Consider the following 16,031-nt stretch of genomic DNA (forward strand, 5'->3'; position numbering starts at 1 on the left):
TTCCCTAGGTTAACTCCGCTTGTGTTTACGTTTTAACTTGCGTTCCTTGCGCTCCTTGAAAGGCATCGCCATCGCCGCGAACTCTTTCAGCGCCCGGCGATAAACGTCCCGTTTAAAGGACACAACCTGACGAACCGGATACCAGTAGCTGACCCAACGCCAGCCATCGAACTCCGGTGTACTGCCACGCTGCATGTTCACCTTAGACTCATCGCATTCCAGACTCAGCAAAAACCATTTTTGCTTTTGTCCGATACAAACTGGTTTGGAATCCCACCTGACCAGACGTTTCGGTAATTTGTATCGCAGCCAATGGCGGCTGGATGCCAGAATCCTGACGTCTTTTCTGGTGAGACCCACTTCCTCATACAGTTCACGGTACATGGCCTGTTCCGGGGTTTCCCCTTCATCAATACCGCCTTGTGGAAACTGCCAAGAGTGTTGTCCATATCGTCGAGCCCAAAATACCTGGCCATGGCTGTTACAGATAACTATCCCCACATTAGGGCGATATCCATCGCCATCAATCACTGGACGACCTCAAGTAAAAATATCAATTAACAGTGATTTTTTCACAGAATGAGCCTCAGGGTAAACATTCATTGTCATCAATCACTGTTTTTTCCTACCTAGCACTCACTTTATGGATAACTTAAGAGGAATTCAGAGGTTATAAACAAAGAAATGAGACCTCTCCCACATTTATTCACGCTTTCTGTGGATAGTTGTGTGTAGAAGCTCTTCTATTGTCCATTTAATCAACAATAAATCAGGATCCTAACAATGGCCACCCGAGAACAACAAAAACGATAAACAATTTAAATTCAATAATTTAAATTAAAATCCAACTGAAAACACAGCGAAAGGCTCAACCGGTTTCCAGAGGATCATCACGACTGGTTAAAGATCAACCACCCTTGGCTTTATCCACACCCCTCGATCATTAACGGTTAAATAACCACCGATAAAGCGTTTAAATACTGCACAAAACCCTGTAGATACGTCCAGCTCACACAGTATTCACATTGTTCAAAAAAGTACCTGTGGATATCTTAATCCCAGGATCCAACACAAACAGTCTGATCAAGCGGTTAGTCAATCATCCGCACAGCGTCCTAACTGTGTTAAAATTCACGGCCACGCTTTTGAAATATGACTCATCCGAATGACGATCTCCAGACGACCAGCTCCGACCTCAGAATCCGAACTCCTCAGCCGGGCACAGGCGCTGGCCGGTTGTACCCTGGGCGAACTGGCTGAGCAGGCCGGACAAATTGCACCACCGGATTTACGCCGGGATAAAGGCTGGGTGGGCCAATTGCTGGAATGGCATCTGGGTGCGACGGCAGGCAGCCAGCCCGTCCCTGATTTCGCCAATTTAGGCATTGAACTCAAAACTATCCCCATCAGCCATCAGGGTAAACCGCTGGAAACCACCTTTGTCTGTGTCGCTCCTTTGATTGGCTTGCAGGGCGTGAACTGGGAAAACAGCCATATCCGGCACAAACTCGCCCGGGTCCTGTGGATCCCTGTTGAAGGGGAGCGTGAAATTCCGCTTGCTGCACGCCATGTCGGCTCTCCTCTGTTGTGGAGTCCATCTGCCGACGAAGAAGCCCGGTTACGCCAGGACTGGGAAGAGCTGATGGAACTGATCGTGCTGGGCAAAGTGGAGCAGATTACGGCCCGCCACGGCGAAGTCCTGCAGCTGAGGCCCAAAGCCGCCAACAGCAGAGTGCAGACTGATGCTTACGGCGCAGACGGCCACCCGATCAAAACTTTGCCCCGGGGCTTTTATCTCAAAACCCAGTTCACCGCCGAGCTGCTCAAACGCCACTTTATGCTCTGATCACAGAGCGGGCTATACATTGATCGTCATGTCATCCTGGCAACACTCAGGTTTGCCATCCAGTGAGAATTCATCATGAGGATCAATCGTCCTTAATGTGATCGACTTGATCCCCAGTGGCCGCAGAAAATCCCTCACCTGCTCCATGGTCTGAAAATGCAGCATGTTATCTTCGTCATCCTTGAGAGGCTCAAGATGATGTTTATATTCAACTTCCATCAAATAATCTGCACGTCCGGCGTAACTGGTCAGTACGCACTTAGGAATTTCTTCTCCGGGTGACTTTACCCAGTGCTTGAATTGGGACAGTTTCATGATCACACCTTTTCAAGGGAACTGCTTTAACTATGTGCGAACATTCGCTTATCAGCAAGGTCTGCCCGTGCAGCCTATGAGATAACTGCTTCATTTTACTGCGGCTTCTCAGTAACCCTTTCCTAGGTTATAGTCAGGGAGAATTTGCGGTCCAAGGAGGGCAAATGAAATACCATAAGATCCCCCATTCAAACCTTGAAGTGAGCCAGATCGGCCTGGGCACCATGACCTTTGGCGAGCAAAATACGGAAGCCGAGGCCCACAGCCAACTCGATTTTGCGCTGGAGCGCGGTATCAACCTGATTGATACTGCTGAAATGTATCCTGTACCGCCGAAAGCGGACACTCAGGGGCTGACCGAAGCCTATATCGGCAGCTGGCTGAAGAAATCAGGCAAACGCGACCAAGTGATTCTGGCGACCAAAGTTGCCGGTCCCCGTAATGTCCCCCACATCCGTGACAACATGGCGCTCGACTGGCGCAATATTCACGAAGCGGTTGAAAACAGCCTGGAAAGATTGCAAACAGACTATATCGATCTGTATCAGTTGCACTGGCCGCAGCGAGAAACCAATTGTTTTGGCAAGCTCAATTACCCTTATCCCGAGACGAATACCGGTGTCACACTGACTGATTCGCTTGAGGCACTGGCCGAGCTGGTGCGGGCCGGCAAAATTCGCTATATCGGCTTATCGAACGAGACCCCGTGGGGTGTGATGTCTTTCCTGCGTCTGGCAGAGAAACATGACCTGCCACGGGTGGTGACCATTCAAAATCCCTATAACCTGCTCAATCGCAGTTTTGAAGTGGGTCTGGCTGAAATCAGCCATTATGAAGGGGTCAAACTACTGGCCTACTCCCCGATGGCCTTCGGCACCCTGAGCGGCAAATACCTCAATGGCAAAAAACCCGACGGTGCCCGCTGTTCGCTGTTTGATCGCTTTGTCCGTTATTTCACGCCGCAAGGTGTGGCGGCCACGGAAGCCTATGTCAAAGTGGCAAGAAAACACAGTCTGGATCCGGCACAAATGGCTCTGGCCTTTGTGAATCAGCAGCCGTTTAATGCCTCAACCCTGATTGGTGCCACCAGCCTGTCTCAGCTTGAAGCCAACATCGACAGCCTGTCGGTGGAACTCAGTGCAGAAGTGCTGGCAGACTTAGAACAAGTCGGTATCACCTACTCAAATCCTTGCCCTTAAACTATTTTCTCAAGCTGAAAAAAAGCCCCCACCTCAGTGGGGGCTGTCAGTGTTCTTCCGACCTTACTCCGCAGAGTAAGGCCAGAGATTACGTGAGACTTCGCCACCTCAACGCTCGCCTCAGATGACGTGTTTTACGGCTGACTCGCAGGCCGACCAGGGCGGAATCTACCCGCAAATCTTTGTCGATACCCATATCTTTGAGAATATGCGGCGTTAAATGTGGCAGATGAACCTGCATACGTCGGTGTTCGCGACGCCATGCTTCTTCTTCACGGTGTAAATCAAGACGGATAAGTAAAACAGCAAAACGTAAATAGACTGATTGGCGCATGAGTGTGCTCTCCAGGGTAATAAAATGGAGGGACGCAGATACGACCGTTTTCAGGCTGACAACATACTAGCCGCGACAGACGTATCCGCGGCCCATTTACAGAGTGTATTACTGTAAAAAGTATCTAAGATCGATGATCTTAGTGCTGATGGGAAGTGTGATCCTTAACACCAGCAGGACGCAGACATTTAGTATTGAATGTGCTCATTGTGTGTTCCTCCTGGTTATAAGATATAAAGATGTGATATGGGTGTTATTTTTGCCTGATAGTGCATCAAAAACAAGAAGTTATTTTCCATTACATGATAAAAAGGGAAATGCTCCGCTGAATGCACAAGACAACAGGCCAAGCCAGATAGATTTCTTTATTTAGCTTAAAATACCAGCTTATTCCTCTTTCACAGTACAGGTAGCATTCAGCCAGACTGTTGCTGTCAGGACAGTTTCATGGTTTTCATCATCGTCAGCAGCGCCCTGCCCGCCGGACCCAAAGCATGCTGGCTGCTCCATGCCAGATCAATCGGTTGCTTCCATGCCTGTGCTTCAAAGGCAGGTTCCAGTCTGACAACATGTCCGGCCAGCACTTTGTCCCTGACCATGTCTGCCGGCAAGACTGTCCAGCCGAGACCTCGCTGAACCAGTTCCAGGGCCGACAGAATATGCTCAGTTCGCCAGATCGCATCAGACACCCGCCATTCCTCACTATCCTGACCATAACGCCCGGTCAGTAATACCTGCCGGTATTGTCTGAGATCCGGCCAATCCACGGTTTTCAGTGCTGCCAGCGGATGACTGCTGGCCGCCACACACCAGACGTCGACCTGTCCCAGACCATGAACCGTAATCTCAGGATGCAGGAGAGACAGCTGCACCATCAGTGCCAGTTGTGCCCGGCCTTCATTGAGCAATTTCACGACATCACCCATCCCGACAGTCAGAATTTCTACCTCAACGATTGGAAAACTGGCTTCAAACTGCTGCAAGGTGTCGGCTAGTGCCGGGATCATCGCCATGGATTCCACCACCAGAGTCAACTTGGGCTCCACCCCCTGCTGAAAACTGTCCGCAGCCACTTGCAGTTCACCGCACTGTGCCAGCACCCGTCTGGCTTTGATCAGCAAGGCTTCGCCCGCTGGCGTCAACCGCGGTTTTTTACCGCTGCGATCAAACAGTGCCAGATCGAAGTCCAGTTCCAGATTCGCAACCGCGGTACTGACCACTGATTGTGCCTTGCCCAACTGACGTGCTGCTGCGGAAAATGAACCGGTTTCTGCTGCACAGACAAACGCTCTGAGCTGCTCCAGTGAAAATTGCATACCAAAAACCTATCTATAAAACAGATAACAACTAACTTTTATCTATCGATAATAGCATTAGGATAGTCCTCAAGCTGATTCATTGTTCAGAGGTAACTAAAATGCGTACACAAAGAGACAGAATTCGTCATGCCATTGGTTTTGAAGCCATTGCGCTGATTCTGATCACACTGGTGCTGAGCCAGATGTTTGGGTTTGATATGGCAAAAATTGGTGTTTTGGGCGTTATTTTTTCTGTCATTGCGACATTCTGGAATTACGCCTACAACCTGTGGTTTGATCATGCCATGCTGAAATACTGCGGCAAGCTGCAGAAGCAGACCCGTCACCGGATCATCCATGCCCTGGGCTTCGAAATGAGCCTGCTGGTGATCACCCTGCCGATGCTGGCATGGTGGTTGGACATCGGTCTCTGGCAAGCCCTGATCATGGACCTGGGTCTGGTCGTATTTTATTTGGTCTATGCCTATGTCTATAATCTGGCGTACGACAAAGTGTTTCCACTGCCTGAAACACAAACAGCCTGATGTAGTTAGGAATTCTGACCCAGATCCCGCGGTGGCGGGATCAGGTCATGTTTGTTGAGCAACCGGTACATAGTGGCGCGGGAGACGCCAAGCTCGCGTGCCGCCGCTGAAATCTGCCCCCGGTTATTCTCCAGCACACTTAACAAAGCGCTGCGTTCCGACTCTTCCCGGATTTTTTTCAGGCTCTGCTTATCATCGGCCTGCCTTGGCAGCTCAAGATGATCCGCCTCAATATTCTTCTGCTCCGTCAGCAGCACCGCCCGTTTGACTCGCCCAATCAGCTCCTGGACATTGCCAGGCCAGTTATAAGTAACGATGGACTGTCTGGCATTGTCCGAAAAGGCTTTCACTCCGCAGTTATACTGACGGGCATACTTGAGTAACAATGCATCGGCCAGCATCAGTAAGTCATCTCCGCGCTCGCGCAGAGGCGGGACCGTCAGGCTCAGCACATTCAGCCGGTAGAAAAGCGCTTTGCTCAGCCGCCCTTCACTGACCAGATCATCGAGCGGATAATGTGTCGCAGCGATCAGTCTGGGTTCGGCACTGACCTCAGAACCATTTACCTTGGTAAAGCGCCCGTCCTGCAGCCACTGGACCAGCTCTTGCTGGCGATCTTGAGGTAATGAGGTGACTTCATTGAGAAAGAGTACACCGTCTCTGGCCGCATCAAAACAGCACTCTGACTCGGCACCGTTCACCGTCCAGTTGTGGCCGACACTTGAGCAGTTCACCGTCACAAACCGTCCTTTCGCGCGGGTTGATGCCTGAAAAATAGCTTCCGCAACCATTTCTTTCCCTGTGCCTATCTCCCCCTGAATCAACACCGGCATGTCCGCCGCCGCCAGACGTTTGACATGCTGCAGCAGCTTTTTCATCACCGGTGTATTGCCCTGAAGCCCCTGCTGGCCAAAGTGGCCCAGCTTAGGCCAGACTTTTCGTTCCAGTGTCAGCATGCCGCGCTGATGGCCTAAGGTTTTCAGCAGCTGGGATTCAGGGATCGGCGAAGTAAAATAATCAAGACAAAAACTGACAATAAACTGGCAAACAGATTCAATACTGAGCTGTTCGTCTCTGACCAACGCCAGCCATCGCACCTGTTTGTGCCGGTTGACCAGGCTGGCAATGGCCTGAAGACTGAAATCATCATGGCTCAGATCAACCACCCCCAGGCAAGGGCCGGTTTCAAGCAATAAGGTTTCTGCTGCCCGCAGATCGTGGCATTGATGACAAATCCATCCGGCCTGTTTCAACGCATTCAGCCAGGGGATCGTGTGTCCCCCAAGCAACACCAGTTCACCATGCCAGATGTCCTTGCGCGCATCCATTCCCATTCGCTCACCCATTTCACCGATAGCAGAACGATTCAGAGCCAGACTGATACAGTGGTTCTGATCATAAAAATGCAAAACAGTATTCAACAAGTATAAGAGACAGGATCGCCAGATAACAAAAATATCACCTGCCATAAACACAACAGGTGATATTTCCGGAAATTCTTCAAGAGGATAAGGTTTTAAAAAGGGAGATTAGGATTTTCTTGCCATGCAGGCTTCGTTCGTCACAGGTTCACTGACAAAGCCGCCGGCGCCTGTGTACCAAAAGCGCACCCCCAGCCCCATGGCAATGGCATCACCAAAATTCTCACAGGCGACATCAACCAGGGCAGGCTTCACTTTTGACGCATCCATCTGCCAGTTCCACCGTGTACTGCGTAACTGACGAATAATCGTTAACAGCGAACGCTCACTGTCAAAATGGAACTGACGCACTTCGCCGCGATCTCCCTCCGGCGGTAAATCATTCAACTTAGTGAATTCTTGTTTCCACGCTTCAGGCAACGAACCGACAAAATCGGTCGGCGGTTGAGTCAGTGCCATGGCTGCACAACCACTGAGCACCAAAGCGCCAAAAGCAGGAAGAATCATTTTTTTCATTTATCAGCCTAACGTTGTTCACATCACCACAAAGCCTGAATTATGACACTTTACTCATAAATTCATCTATACCGGATAACAAAAAATGTTAAACATCGCTGAAATACATTTTACCTTTCAACACGCTCTGCACATTCGTGATGCCTTTTTGCCGGAGGGCAATAAAAAAGCCACTTCGACTGAAGTGGCTTAAAGAGATGCATCGTCTCAGTGTCTTAGTTCTGCGGACGCATTGCCGGGAACAAAATCACGTCACGAATGGTATGACTGTTGGTAAACAGCATCACCAGGCGGTCGATACCAATTCCCTGACCTGCCGTTGGTGGCAGACCGTGTTCCAGCGCAGTAATGTAGTCTGCGTCGTAGAACATAGCTTCATCATCACCGGCATCTTTGGCATCCACCTGAGCTTTAAAGCGCTGGTCCTGATCTTCGGCATCGTTCAGCTCCGAGAAGCCGTTGGCTACTTCACGGCCACCGATGAAGAACTCAAAGCGGTCGGTAATGAAAGGATTGTTATCATTACGACGCGCCAGCGGTGAAATATCAGCCGGGTATTCAGTGATGAAGGTTGGCTGCAGCAGTTTCGGCTCAGCCGTTTCACCAAAGATTTCTTCCAGCAGCTGACCGCAGGTCCAGAACGGTTCAACCTGGATGTGCAGCGATTTCGCGATACCCACCATCAGATCACGATCCTGCACCTGCTCATAAGTCAGGGTCTGGATGGTGTCATGCTCCGGGTTGTATTGCTTAATAGCTTCCAGCATGCTCAGACGCGGATACGGACCTTTAAATTCAATCACTTCATCGCCGTATGGCAGACCCGTGGTGCCGCACAGATCCTGCGCAATCGTGCTCAGCATGTCTTCGGTCAGATCCATCAGATCGCGGTAATCGGCATAGGCCATATAGAATTCCATCATGGTGAATTCTGGGTTATGGCGCGGCGACAGACCTTCGTTACGGAAGTTACGGTTGATTTCGAATACACGCTCGAAACCACCAACCACCAGACGCTTGAGGTACAGCTCAGGCGCAACACGCAGGTACATATCAATGTCGAGCGCGTTGTGATGGGTGATAAACGGACGCGCCGTCGCGCCGCCAGGAATCACATGCATCATCGGCGTTTCCACTTCCATGAACCCTTTGGTGGTCATGAACTGGCGAATCGCATTCACTACTTTGGAGCGCATCAGCATGGTATTGCGTGAATCTTCGTTGACGATCAGATCCACATAACGCTGGCGGTAACGCTGTTCCTGGTCAGTCAGACCATGGAATTTTTCCGGCAACGGACGCAGTGCTTTGGTCAGCAACTGGTACTCGTCAAAGTTGACGTACAGATCACCCTTGCCAGACTTATGCAACGCCCCTTTCACACCGATGATGTCGCCAATGTCGAGACCTGAATATTTTTCCTTCAGCTCTTTTTGCACATCTTTGGACGCATAAGCCTGAATCCGGCCGGAAACATCCTGGATCGCCAGGAATGGACCTCGCTTGGCCATGATACGACCGGCAATCGCCACAATGTTGTTGGCTTCTTCCAGCTCTTCTTTGGTTTTATCACCAAAGCTTGCCTGCAGATCAGCAGCCAGGCTGTCACGGCGGAAATCGTTCGGGTGGCCGTTTGCTTTGCATTCCTGACGAATGTGTTCCAGTTTCGCGCGGCGCTCTGCAATCAGTTTGTTTTCGTCTTGTACTTGTTCAGTCATGGTTAACCTTAGCAACAGTTCGGGCCGGTATTAAAGACCGGATTTCAGACTAGCTTCGATGAAGCGGTCCAGGTCTCCGTCCAGCACCGCCTGGGTATTGCGGTTCTCGACACCGGTACGCAGATCTTTGATTCGGGAATCATCCAGCACATAAGAGCGGATTTGACTGCCCCAGCCAATATCAGACTTCGCATCTTCATTCGCCTGTTTCTCGGCGTTCTGCTTTTGCATTTCCAGTTCAAACAGCTTGGCTTTCAGCTGTTTCATCGCCTGATCTTTGTTCTTGTGCTGAGAGCGGTCATTCTGACACTGCACGACAGTGTTGGTCGGGACGTGGGTAATCCGGACCGCAGATTCCGTGGTGTTGACGTGCTGACCACCCGCGCCCGAGGCACGGTAGACATCAATCCGCAAATCAGACGGATTAATATCAACAGCAATATTGTCATCCACTTCCGGATACACGAACGCCGAAGCAAACGAGGTATGACGACGGCCGCCTGAATCGAACGGCGACTTGCGCACCAGACGGTGAACGCCGGTTTCAGTGCGCAACCAGCCGTAAGCGTACTCACCGCTGATTTTGACCGTGGCGGATTTCAACCCGGCGACATCACCTTCAGAGACTTCAATCACTTCTGTCTTGAAGCCCTTGGCTTCTGCCCAGCGCAGGTACATGCGCAGCATCATGGAAGTCCAGTCCTGGGCTTCTGTGCCACCCGAACCGGCCTGCAGGTCGACATAACAATCTGCGCTATCGTGATCACCGGCAAACATACGGCGGAATTCAAGCTGTTCCAGCTTGTTGACCAGTTCGTCCAGTTCAGGACCAATCTCGTCAAAGGTTTCCTGATCGTTTTCCTCGATCGCCAGCTCCAGCAGACCTTCGACGTCTTCGACGCCCTGATCCAGCTGGTCGATGGTTTCCACCACAGCTTCCAGCGCTGCGCGCTCTTTACCTAATGCCTGAGCACGCTCTGGCTCATTCCACACATCAGGTTGCTCTAATTCTGCGTTGACTTCTTCAAGACGCTCTTTTTTAGCATCGTAGTCAAAGGTACCCCCTAAGGATGTCGGTCCGTGCAGACACATCCTCAAGACGGTTTTTAATAGGATTAACTTCGAACATTGCCACTCTTCTTAGCCTTTTCGCCGAAACGGACATAACCGGAGGATTCTAGCGAATTGCGGCAGGAATAAACAGAGGATCACAAAACTTATCCAAAATATCGCACGCAATATTGACAGCATGGATTTTCGGACAAAAGAAAAACGGTGAAGCAGGCGCTTCACCGATACACAGATTATACCGCTTCGAGGTACTCAACCATCAGCTGAACGCTACGATTGCCTCGAAACTCATTGATATCCAGACGATACACCAGGTTGACCTGTTGTACGGACGCATCCGGCCAACGCCGGACATCAATATTAAACGCGATGGCATCAATCATGCTGCCGCCATCGATCGGTTCCAGCATCATTTTCAGGTGCTTGCTGCCGACCAGACGCTGTTGCAGCAAACGGAAACGGCCGTCAAAGCTTGGTTCCGGGAACTGCTGCCCCCAGGGACCGCCACTGCGGATCAGCTCAGCCGTGTCCATCGTCATTTCCTGCGCCGCAAGCTCACCGTCGGTCAGCAAGATACCGCGCAGGGCAGACTCATCCAGCTCATCCCGCACCGCCTGATCGAAGGCTTTGCTGAACGCCTCAAACTGATCAGCGGCGAGCGTCAGCCCGGCAGCCATGGCGTGACCGCCAAATTTGAGGATCATGCCCGGATTGCGGGTGTCGATCCGATCCAGCACATCCCGCATGTGCAAACCGGGAATCGAACGACAGGATCCTTTGATTTCGCCCTCGCCCGCCGCCGCAAACGCAATCACAGGGCGGTGATACAACTCTTTGATCCGCGACGCCAGAATGCCGATCACCCCCTGATGCCAGTCGGCCTGATACAGCGCCAGCCCGTAGGGCATGTCTTTTTTGCTGAATGTTAAACGCTCGCAAATCGCCAGCGCCTCTTCTTTCATGCCCTGCTCAATTTCTTTTCGCGTCTGGTTCAGACCATCTAACTCGACCGCCATGCGCCGCGCCGACTGAATGTCCTCGCACAACAGCAGCTCAACGCCAAAAGACATATCATCGAGGCGACCCGCCGCATTGATACGCGGGCCCAGCGCGAACCCCAGATCGCTGGCCACCAGCCGGGACGGATCACGATTCGCCACTTCAATCAGCGCCTGAATGCCCGGCCGGCACTGGCCGGCACGAATGCGCTGCAGGCCCTGATGTACCAGAATCCGGTTATTGCCATCCAGCGCGACCACGTCAGCCACTGTGCCCAGTGCCACCAAATCGAGCAGCCCGGCTAAGTTGGGTTCAGGGATCCCCTGCTCAACAAACCAGTTTTGCTGGCGCAGCGCCGCCCGCAATGCCAGCATCAGATAAAAAGCCACCCCTACCCCGCACAGCGCTTTAGACGGAAAATCACAGCTGTGCAGATTTGGATTCACAATCGCATCGGCGGCTGGCAGGACATCTCCCGGTAAGTGGTGATCGGTCACCAGCACCCGGATGCCTTTTTCTTTCGCAGCGGCAACCCCGGCCACCGACGACACGCCGTTATCCACCGTCATGATGATTTCCGCGCCCCGGGCAGCGGCCTGTTCAGCGACTTCCGGGCTCAGGCCATAGCCATCATCAAACCGGTTCGGCACCAGATAATCGACATTGCGGCACCCGAGCTGACGCAGCGCCAGAACCGAGAGCGCTGAGCTGGTTGCGCCATCGGCATCGAAATCGCCCACCACAATAATGCGCTTGTGATCACGCAGTGCCTCAATCAGCAAAGCGACGGCCGCATCAATCCCATTGAGTTTGTCATAGCTGTGCAACCCCTTGGCGCCTCGTTCCAGATCCGTGTCCGTACGGAGCCCGCGGCTGGCGTAAATGCGCTTCAGCAGAGGGGGGATCTCAGAGGAAAAGCCAGAGGTATCCGCTTCAGGGCGACGCTTGATTTCGATTTTCATTAGACAACTTAATGGCGATTGGCAGATGGGAAAAATGAGAAGGTGTTATATCAAAAAACCGCGCCGGCGGGTACCCGAATGGGTCAATCCAGCACCGGGCTCACAAGCTGGCGCTGACAAGAGAGAGAATGCGTCAAGACGCAACAGCCCGCTCAATCTGCGGGCTGTTGCGTCAGCTAAAACAATCAATTAACTGCGGCTGTTGAGAAATTGCAGCAAGCGGCTGGCCGGTTGATAGCCTGGCAGCATCGTTCCGTCTTCCAGCACCAGTGCCGGCGTGCCTGTCACGCCCATGGCCACCCCCAGCTGATAATGTTTCATCACCAGCGAGTCATTATGCGGGCTTTGCTCAACATCCAGCTTGCCTTTCTTGGCGTCATCCATGGCCTGGGCACGGTTTTTCGACGCCCAGATAGCACTCATTTCGCCGAAATTCTGCGAGCGTTCGCCACCGCGCGGGAAAGCCAGATAACGGATCGTGATACCGGCATCGTTATAGGCCTGCATTTCGCTGTGCAGTTTACGGCAGTAGCCACAGCTGGTGTCAGTGAACACAGTCACCACGTATTTTTCCTCTTTGGCCGGATAGACGATCATCTCGCTTTCCATGCCTTTGAGTTTGTCTTTGTTGATTGAGGCCATTTTCTGCTCAGTCAGATTAACCGGCTCACCGTCTACCGACTGATACAAATGACCGGCAACAAAATACTGACCGTCATCAGACATATAAATAATACCGCGCTCGGTCACTACCTCGTTCATACCCTTGAGCGGTGAGGGCGTCACTGACGCTGCAGTCAGGCCCAGCGGATTCAACGTGGCTTCAATGGCACGGACATCAGGTTCTGCACTGGCAGAAAAAGCCGTGAGCGCAGCCAGTGCAACAAGCAGGGGACGGCGGGAAAATGGCATGAAAACATCCTTAACAAATCGTTGGCAATTCAGGGATAGTCCCTGTGAATACTATACAGACCCTTTGAGTATGGCCATCTTTCAAAGTTCAATCTCAAAAGGCAAGTGATTTCATACTCCGGTGGCTCTGCAGGGTGATGATTGGGATCTCTGCCCCAGTAAGCACTGGCGAAGTGTCACAAAAGATCACTGCGGGTTTCAGGCTCGCGGATGGTGCGCCTGATGCAACTGCTTCAGACGTTCGGTTGCCACATGAGTATAGATCTGTGTGGTCGATAAATCACTGTGACCTAACAGCATTTGCACGACCCTGAGGTCCGCGCCGTAATTGAGCAAATGGGTGGCAAACGCATGGCGCATGACGTGCGGCGACAAGGTATCGGCATCAATCCCGGCCAGCACAGCGTAATGCTTAATGCGATGCCAGAAGGTTTGACGCGTCATCTGGCGGGCACGCTTGCTGGGAAACAGGACATCGGAACTGACCTCGCCCAACAGGTACGGGCGTCCCTGAACCAGAAAGGTTTCAATCCATTCCATCGCCTCTTCCCCCATAGGTACCAGGCGTTCTTTGTCCCCTTTACCTGTCACCCGGACCACGCCCTGGCGCAGACTGACGTTGTCCATCCGCAAGCTCACCAGCTCAGTGACCCGCAGGCCCGTGGCATACAGCAGCTCCAGCATGGCTTTATCGCGCAGTTCCAGCGGATCATTGACATCCGGCGCGCCCAGCAGGGCACTGACCTGCTCTTCGCTGATGTCTTTCGGCAGTCGCTGTGGCAATCTGGGACTGTGCAAAATGGCACTGGGATCGTCTTCCCTGAGCTTTTCACGGTGAAAATACTGAAACAGCCGCCGCAGCGCCGAGGTCATCCTGGCCCGGGAACTTTGCTTGAAGTCTTGCTCAAACAGCCATTGCTGGTAATCCTGCAGATCGCCGGAGTGCAGTGACAACAGCGACTGACGTCGTGAATCCAGCCATTGCTGCAGTTTCATCAAATCATTACGGTACGAAGACAGGGTGTTGGCCGACAGCCCCCGCTCCATCCACATCGCATCTAAAAAGCGCTCGATCAGGGCGATATCGTTATTGGTTTCCACGTCGCGCCACTCCCAAAACATCTGGATATAAACACAGTATATTGCAGCATAGTACTGAATTTCTCCTGCAATGTAACTAGGTGCGCTCGCTTGAGGGATGCACCCGGACGCCTGACAGGGTAAAATCAGCGCAAATTAGTTGCCACCCCAGGAAATATCAGTATGAAAATCGGTCTGTTTTACGGCTCGACCACCTGCTATACCGAAATGGCCGCGGAGAAAATCCGTGATTGCATCGGCGGCGAGCTGGTTGAGCTGCACAACATCAAAGAAGCGGCGCTCAGCGAGATGAACCAGTATGATCTGCTGATCCTGGGCATCTCGACCTGGGACTTTGGTGAACTGCAGGAAGACTGGGAAGCGGTCTGGAATCAACTGGATGGCCTGACGCTGACCGGAAAAACCGTCGCCCTGTTCGGCTTGGGCGATCAGGAAGGCTACACAGAATGGTACCTGGACGCCATGGGTATGCTGCACGATCAGCTGCTGCCGACCGGGGCCCAGTTCGTTGGCTACTGGCCAAATCAAGGCTACAACTTTGAAGCCTCAAAAGCCCTGACCGAAGACAAGAGCTTATTTGTCGGGCTGGCACTGGATGAAGACAGCCAGTACGAACTCAGTGATGAGCGCATCCAGCAATGGTGCGAGCAGGTACTGACCGAATACGGCGACTCGTTGTAATGGACTGTGCACCGCCCGTATGACCACGGGCGGTGATGCGCCGGCTTGCGCTTACCCAGCTGTGTTTACCGCAAAATTCGCATTCATCCTCAGCTTCAGATAGTCCGCAGCCGTAATGGGCGGGTATGTGCCGAGCGGCCCCTGAATCACCACATCCTTGTTGGCCTGGCAGAAGAAAGCCAGGCTGTAGCGGGAGTGCTGATTCTCTTGCGGATAAGGCATTCTGACCCGGTGCAGGGTCGACTTCAGCTGATCATCGCTCCAGCGCATCAGCATGTCACCGATATTGCAGGTGATGATATCCGCCTGCGGCACCACGTTACACCAGAGCGGCTGCTGCCGGGCATCTTTGCCGGCAGCAACTTGCAACCCGCCCTGATTGGCCTGCTGAAAGACCATCGTCAGGCAGTCGAAATCCGTGTGGGCGCCGGCGCGCCAGTGATTGTCCCCTTGCGGTAATACCGCCATCGGCAAGTAATGCAACAACCGCAGTGTACTCTGATAATGCTCAGACTCCGGCTGATGCACCCGCGCAAAAAATCCCGCTCAAACCCTAACTTATCCGCAAAGCAGGACAGAATCGCCATCCCCAGCCGCCAGGCCTGGCGTTCAAAATCAAGCATAATAGACTGGAAACCGGCCACTTCATCCGGTTCAGGCCACAAGCCTGCCATATGCGGCAAGGTGATCTGGTACGACTCTTTCTGATCCGGCGTCCCTGTTGAGGGCCGCACCTGAGCTTTGAATTCCCAGCCCGCATTCAGGCCGTCTTTCAGCGGGTAAGCCTGCTTTTTCGCTGTGCTGAGCGCGAAAAATTGCTCGCTGGTCAGAAAAGCGCGCTGAATATCGCGCAGCGCGATCCCATGATTTTTGACCTGGAAAAAACCGACCTCAGTCGCTGCCTGCCACAACGCTTGCGTGATGGCTTCGCGTCTGTTCTCAAAGTCGCTGAGATCAATGACAGGAATACTGACCTGATCTGATTCCAGCCCGCGCTGACCCAGGGTCGATTCCACGTTAAGTTCATCCAGTTCATATACTGATGGTTTCATCTTGTTCTCCAATAGTCGGCTTTCGCCCGTATTGGAGCAATGCCTGGCAGGTGCGGAGATC

General features: G+C 52.4%; 17 protein-coding genes. 4 read left to right on the forward strand and 13 right to left on the reverse strand.

What is annotated here, in order from left to right; all coding sequences use genetic code 11:
* Window positions 1-9 precede the first annotated feature (9 nt).
* A complete protein-coding gene (gene rppH, locus P4S53_RS21370; RefSeq protein WP_027253098.1) occupies window positions 10-531 on the reverse strand; it encodes an RNA pyrophosphohydrolase in 522 nt (173 codons plus the stop codon).
* 634 nt (window positions 532-1,165) lie between these two features.
* Between rppH and mutH the strand changes: the two genes are divergently transcribed.
* Window positions 1,166-1,846 (forward strand): DNA mismatch repair endonuclease MutH, encoded by a 681-nt coding sequence (mutH, locus tag P4S53_RS21375; protein ID WP_337114274.1) that lies wholly within the window; start codon window positions 1,166-1,168, stop codon window positions 1,844-1,846.
* 12 nt (window positions 1,847-1,858) lie between these two features.
* Here the strand turns inward: mutH and P4S53_RS21380 are convergent, their stop codons facing one another.
* Window positions 1,859-2,161 carry a DUF6482 family protein gene (locus P4S53_RS21380; protein WP_337114275.1) on the reverse strand — a complete coding sequence of 101 codons (303 nt, stop codon included), beginning with the start codon at window positions 2,159-2,161 and terminating at the stop codon, window positions 1,859-1,861.
* Window positions 2,162-2,325: 164 nt separating this feature from the next.
* Between P4S53_RS21380 and P4S53_RS21385 the strand changes: the two genes are divergently transcribed.
* Window positions 2,326-3,360 (forward strand): NADP(H)-dependent aldo-keto reductase, encoded by a 1,035-nt coding sequence (locus P4S53_RS21385; RefSeq protein ID WP_337114276.1) that lies wholly within the window; start codon window positions 2,326-2,328, stop codon window positions 3,358-3,360.
* An 88-nt stretch (window positions 3,361-3,448) separates the two neighbouring features.
* Here P4S53_RS21385 and P4S53_RS21390 read toward each other — a convergent pair whose 3' ends face one another.
* Window positions 3,449-3,694, reverse strand: a complete 246-nt coding sequence (locus P4S53_RS21390; protein WP_337114277.1) for a hypothetical protein — start codon at window positions 3,692-3,694, stop codon at window positions 3,449-3,451.
* A 434-nt stretch (window positions 3,695-4,128) separates the two neighbouring features.
* Window positions 4,129-5,010 (reverse strand): LysR family transcriptional regulator, encoded by an 882-nt coding sequence (locus P4S53_RS21395; protein WP_337114278.1) that lies wholly within the window; start codon window positions 5,008-5,010, stop codon window positions 4,129-4,131.
* 101 nt (window positions 5,011-5,111) lie between these two features.
* On the opposite strand from P4S53_RS21395, the gene P4S53_RS21400 reads away from it, so the two are divergent.
* The gene (locus tag P4S53_RS21400; RefSeq protein ID WP_337114279.1) at window positions 5,112-5,537 is read left to right on the forward strand and encodes a PACE efflux transporter; all 426 of its coding nucleotides are present in this window, start codon (window positions 5,112-5,114) and stop codon (window positions 5,535-5,537) included.
* Between the two features lie 5 nt (window positions 5,538-5,542).
* Here P4S53_RS21400 and P4S53_RS21405 read toward each other — a convergent pair whose 3' ends face one another.
* The 7 genes from P4S53_RS21405 to xerD all read right to left on the reverse strand — a co-directional run bounded on the left by P4S53_RS21405 (window position 5,543) and on the right by xerD (window position 14,189).
* A complete protein-coding gene (locus P4S53_RS21405; protein WP_442958700.1) occupies window positions 5,543-6,871 on the reverse strand; it encodes a sigma-54-dependent transcriptional regulator in 1,329 nt (442 codons plus the stop codon).
* A 195-nt stretch (window positions 6,872-7,066) separates the two neighbouring features.
* Complete coding sequence (locus P4S53_RS21410; protein WP_337114281.1) at window positions 7,067-7,474, reverse strand: hypothetical protein; 408 nt, start codon at window positions 7,472-7,474, stop codon at window positions 7,067-7,069.
* Window positions 7,475-7,689: 215 nt separating this feature from the next.
* Window positions 7,690-9,192, reverse strand: a complete 1,503-nt coding sequence (gene lysS, locus P4S53_RS21415; protein ID WP_337114282.1) for a lysine--tRNA ligase — start codon at window positions 9,190-9,192, stop codon at window positions 7,690-7,692.
* Between the two features lie 30 nt (window positions 9,193-9,222).
* A protein-coding gene (gene prfB / locus P4S53_RS21420; RefSeq protein WP_337114283.1) for a peptide chain release factor 2 occupies window positions 9,223-10,321 on the reverse strand; the annotation gives its coding sequence in 2 pieces (ribosomal slippage) (window positions 9,223-10,245 and window positions 10,247-10,321; 1,098 coding nt in all).
* A 175-nt stretch (window positions 10,322-10,496) separates the two neighbouring features.
* Window positions 10,497-12,224: a single-stranded-DNA-specific exonuclease RecJ gene (gene recJ, locus P4S53_RS21425; RefSeq protein WP_337114284.1), complete on the reverse strand. Its 1,728-nt coding sequence runs from the start codon at window positions 12,222-12,224 to the stop codon at window positions 10,497-10,499.
* Between the two features lie 189 nt (window positions 12,225-12,413).
* Window positions 12,414-13,136 (reverse strand): bifunctional protein-disulfide isomerase/oxidoreductase DsbC, encoded by a 723-nt coding sequence (gene dsbC, locus P4S53_RS21430; RefSeq protein WP_337114285.1) that lies wholly within the window; start codon window positions 13,134-13,136, stop codon window positions 12,414-12,416.
* Window positions 13,137-13,334: 198 nt separating this feature from the next.
* Window positions 13,335-14,189 (reverse strand): site-specific tyrosine recombinase XerD, encoded by an 855-nt coding sequence (gene xerD, locus P4S53_RS21435; RefSeq protein WP_442958701.1) that lies wholly within the window; start codon window positions 14,187-14,189, stop codon window positions 13,335-13,337.
* A 210-nt stretch (window positions 14,190-14,399) separates the two neighbouring features.
* Here xerD and fldB point away from each other — a divergent pair, with 210 nt between their 5' ends.
* Window positions 14,400-14,918, forward strand: coding sequence for a flavodoxin FldB (gene fldB, locus P4S53_RS21440; RefSeq protein WP_192015546.1), 519 nt, complete (start codon window positions 14,400-14,402; stop codon window positions 14,916-14,918).
* A 51-nt stretch (window positions 14,919-14,969) separates the two neighbouring features.
* On the opposite strand, the gene P4S53_RS21445 is transcribed toward fldB, so the two are convergent.
* Window positions 14,970-15,386, reverse strand: coding sequence for a 2OG-Fe(II) oxygenase family protein (locus tag P4S53_RS21445; RefSeq protein ID WP_337114287.1), 417 nt, complete (start codon window positions 15,384-15,386; stop codon window positions 14,970-14,972).
* The gene (locus P4S53_RS21450) at window positions 15,320-15,970 is read right to left on the reverse strand and encodes a 2-oxoglutarate and iron-dependent oxygenase domain-containing protein (protein ID WP_337114288.1); all 651 of its coding nucleotides are present in this window, start codon (window positions 15,968-15,970) and stop codon (window positions 15,320-15,322) included. Before P4S53_RS21450 ends, P4S53_RS21445 begins: the two co-directional genes overlap by 67 nt.
* Window positions 15,971-16,031 lie beyond the last annotated feature (61 nt).

The sequence above is a fragment of the Photobacterium sp. Hal280 genome (assembly GCF_037162255.1).
Taxonomy (GTDB): Bacteria; Pseudomonadota; Gammaproteobacteria; order Enterobacterales; family Vibrionaceae; genus Photobacterium.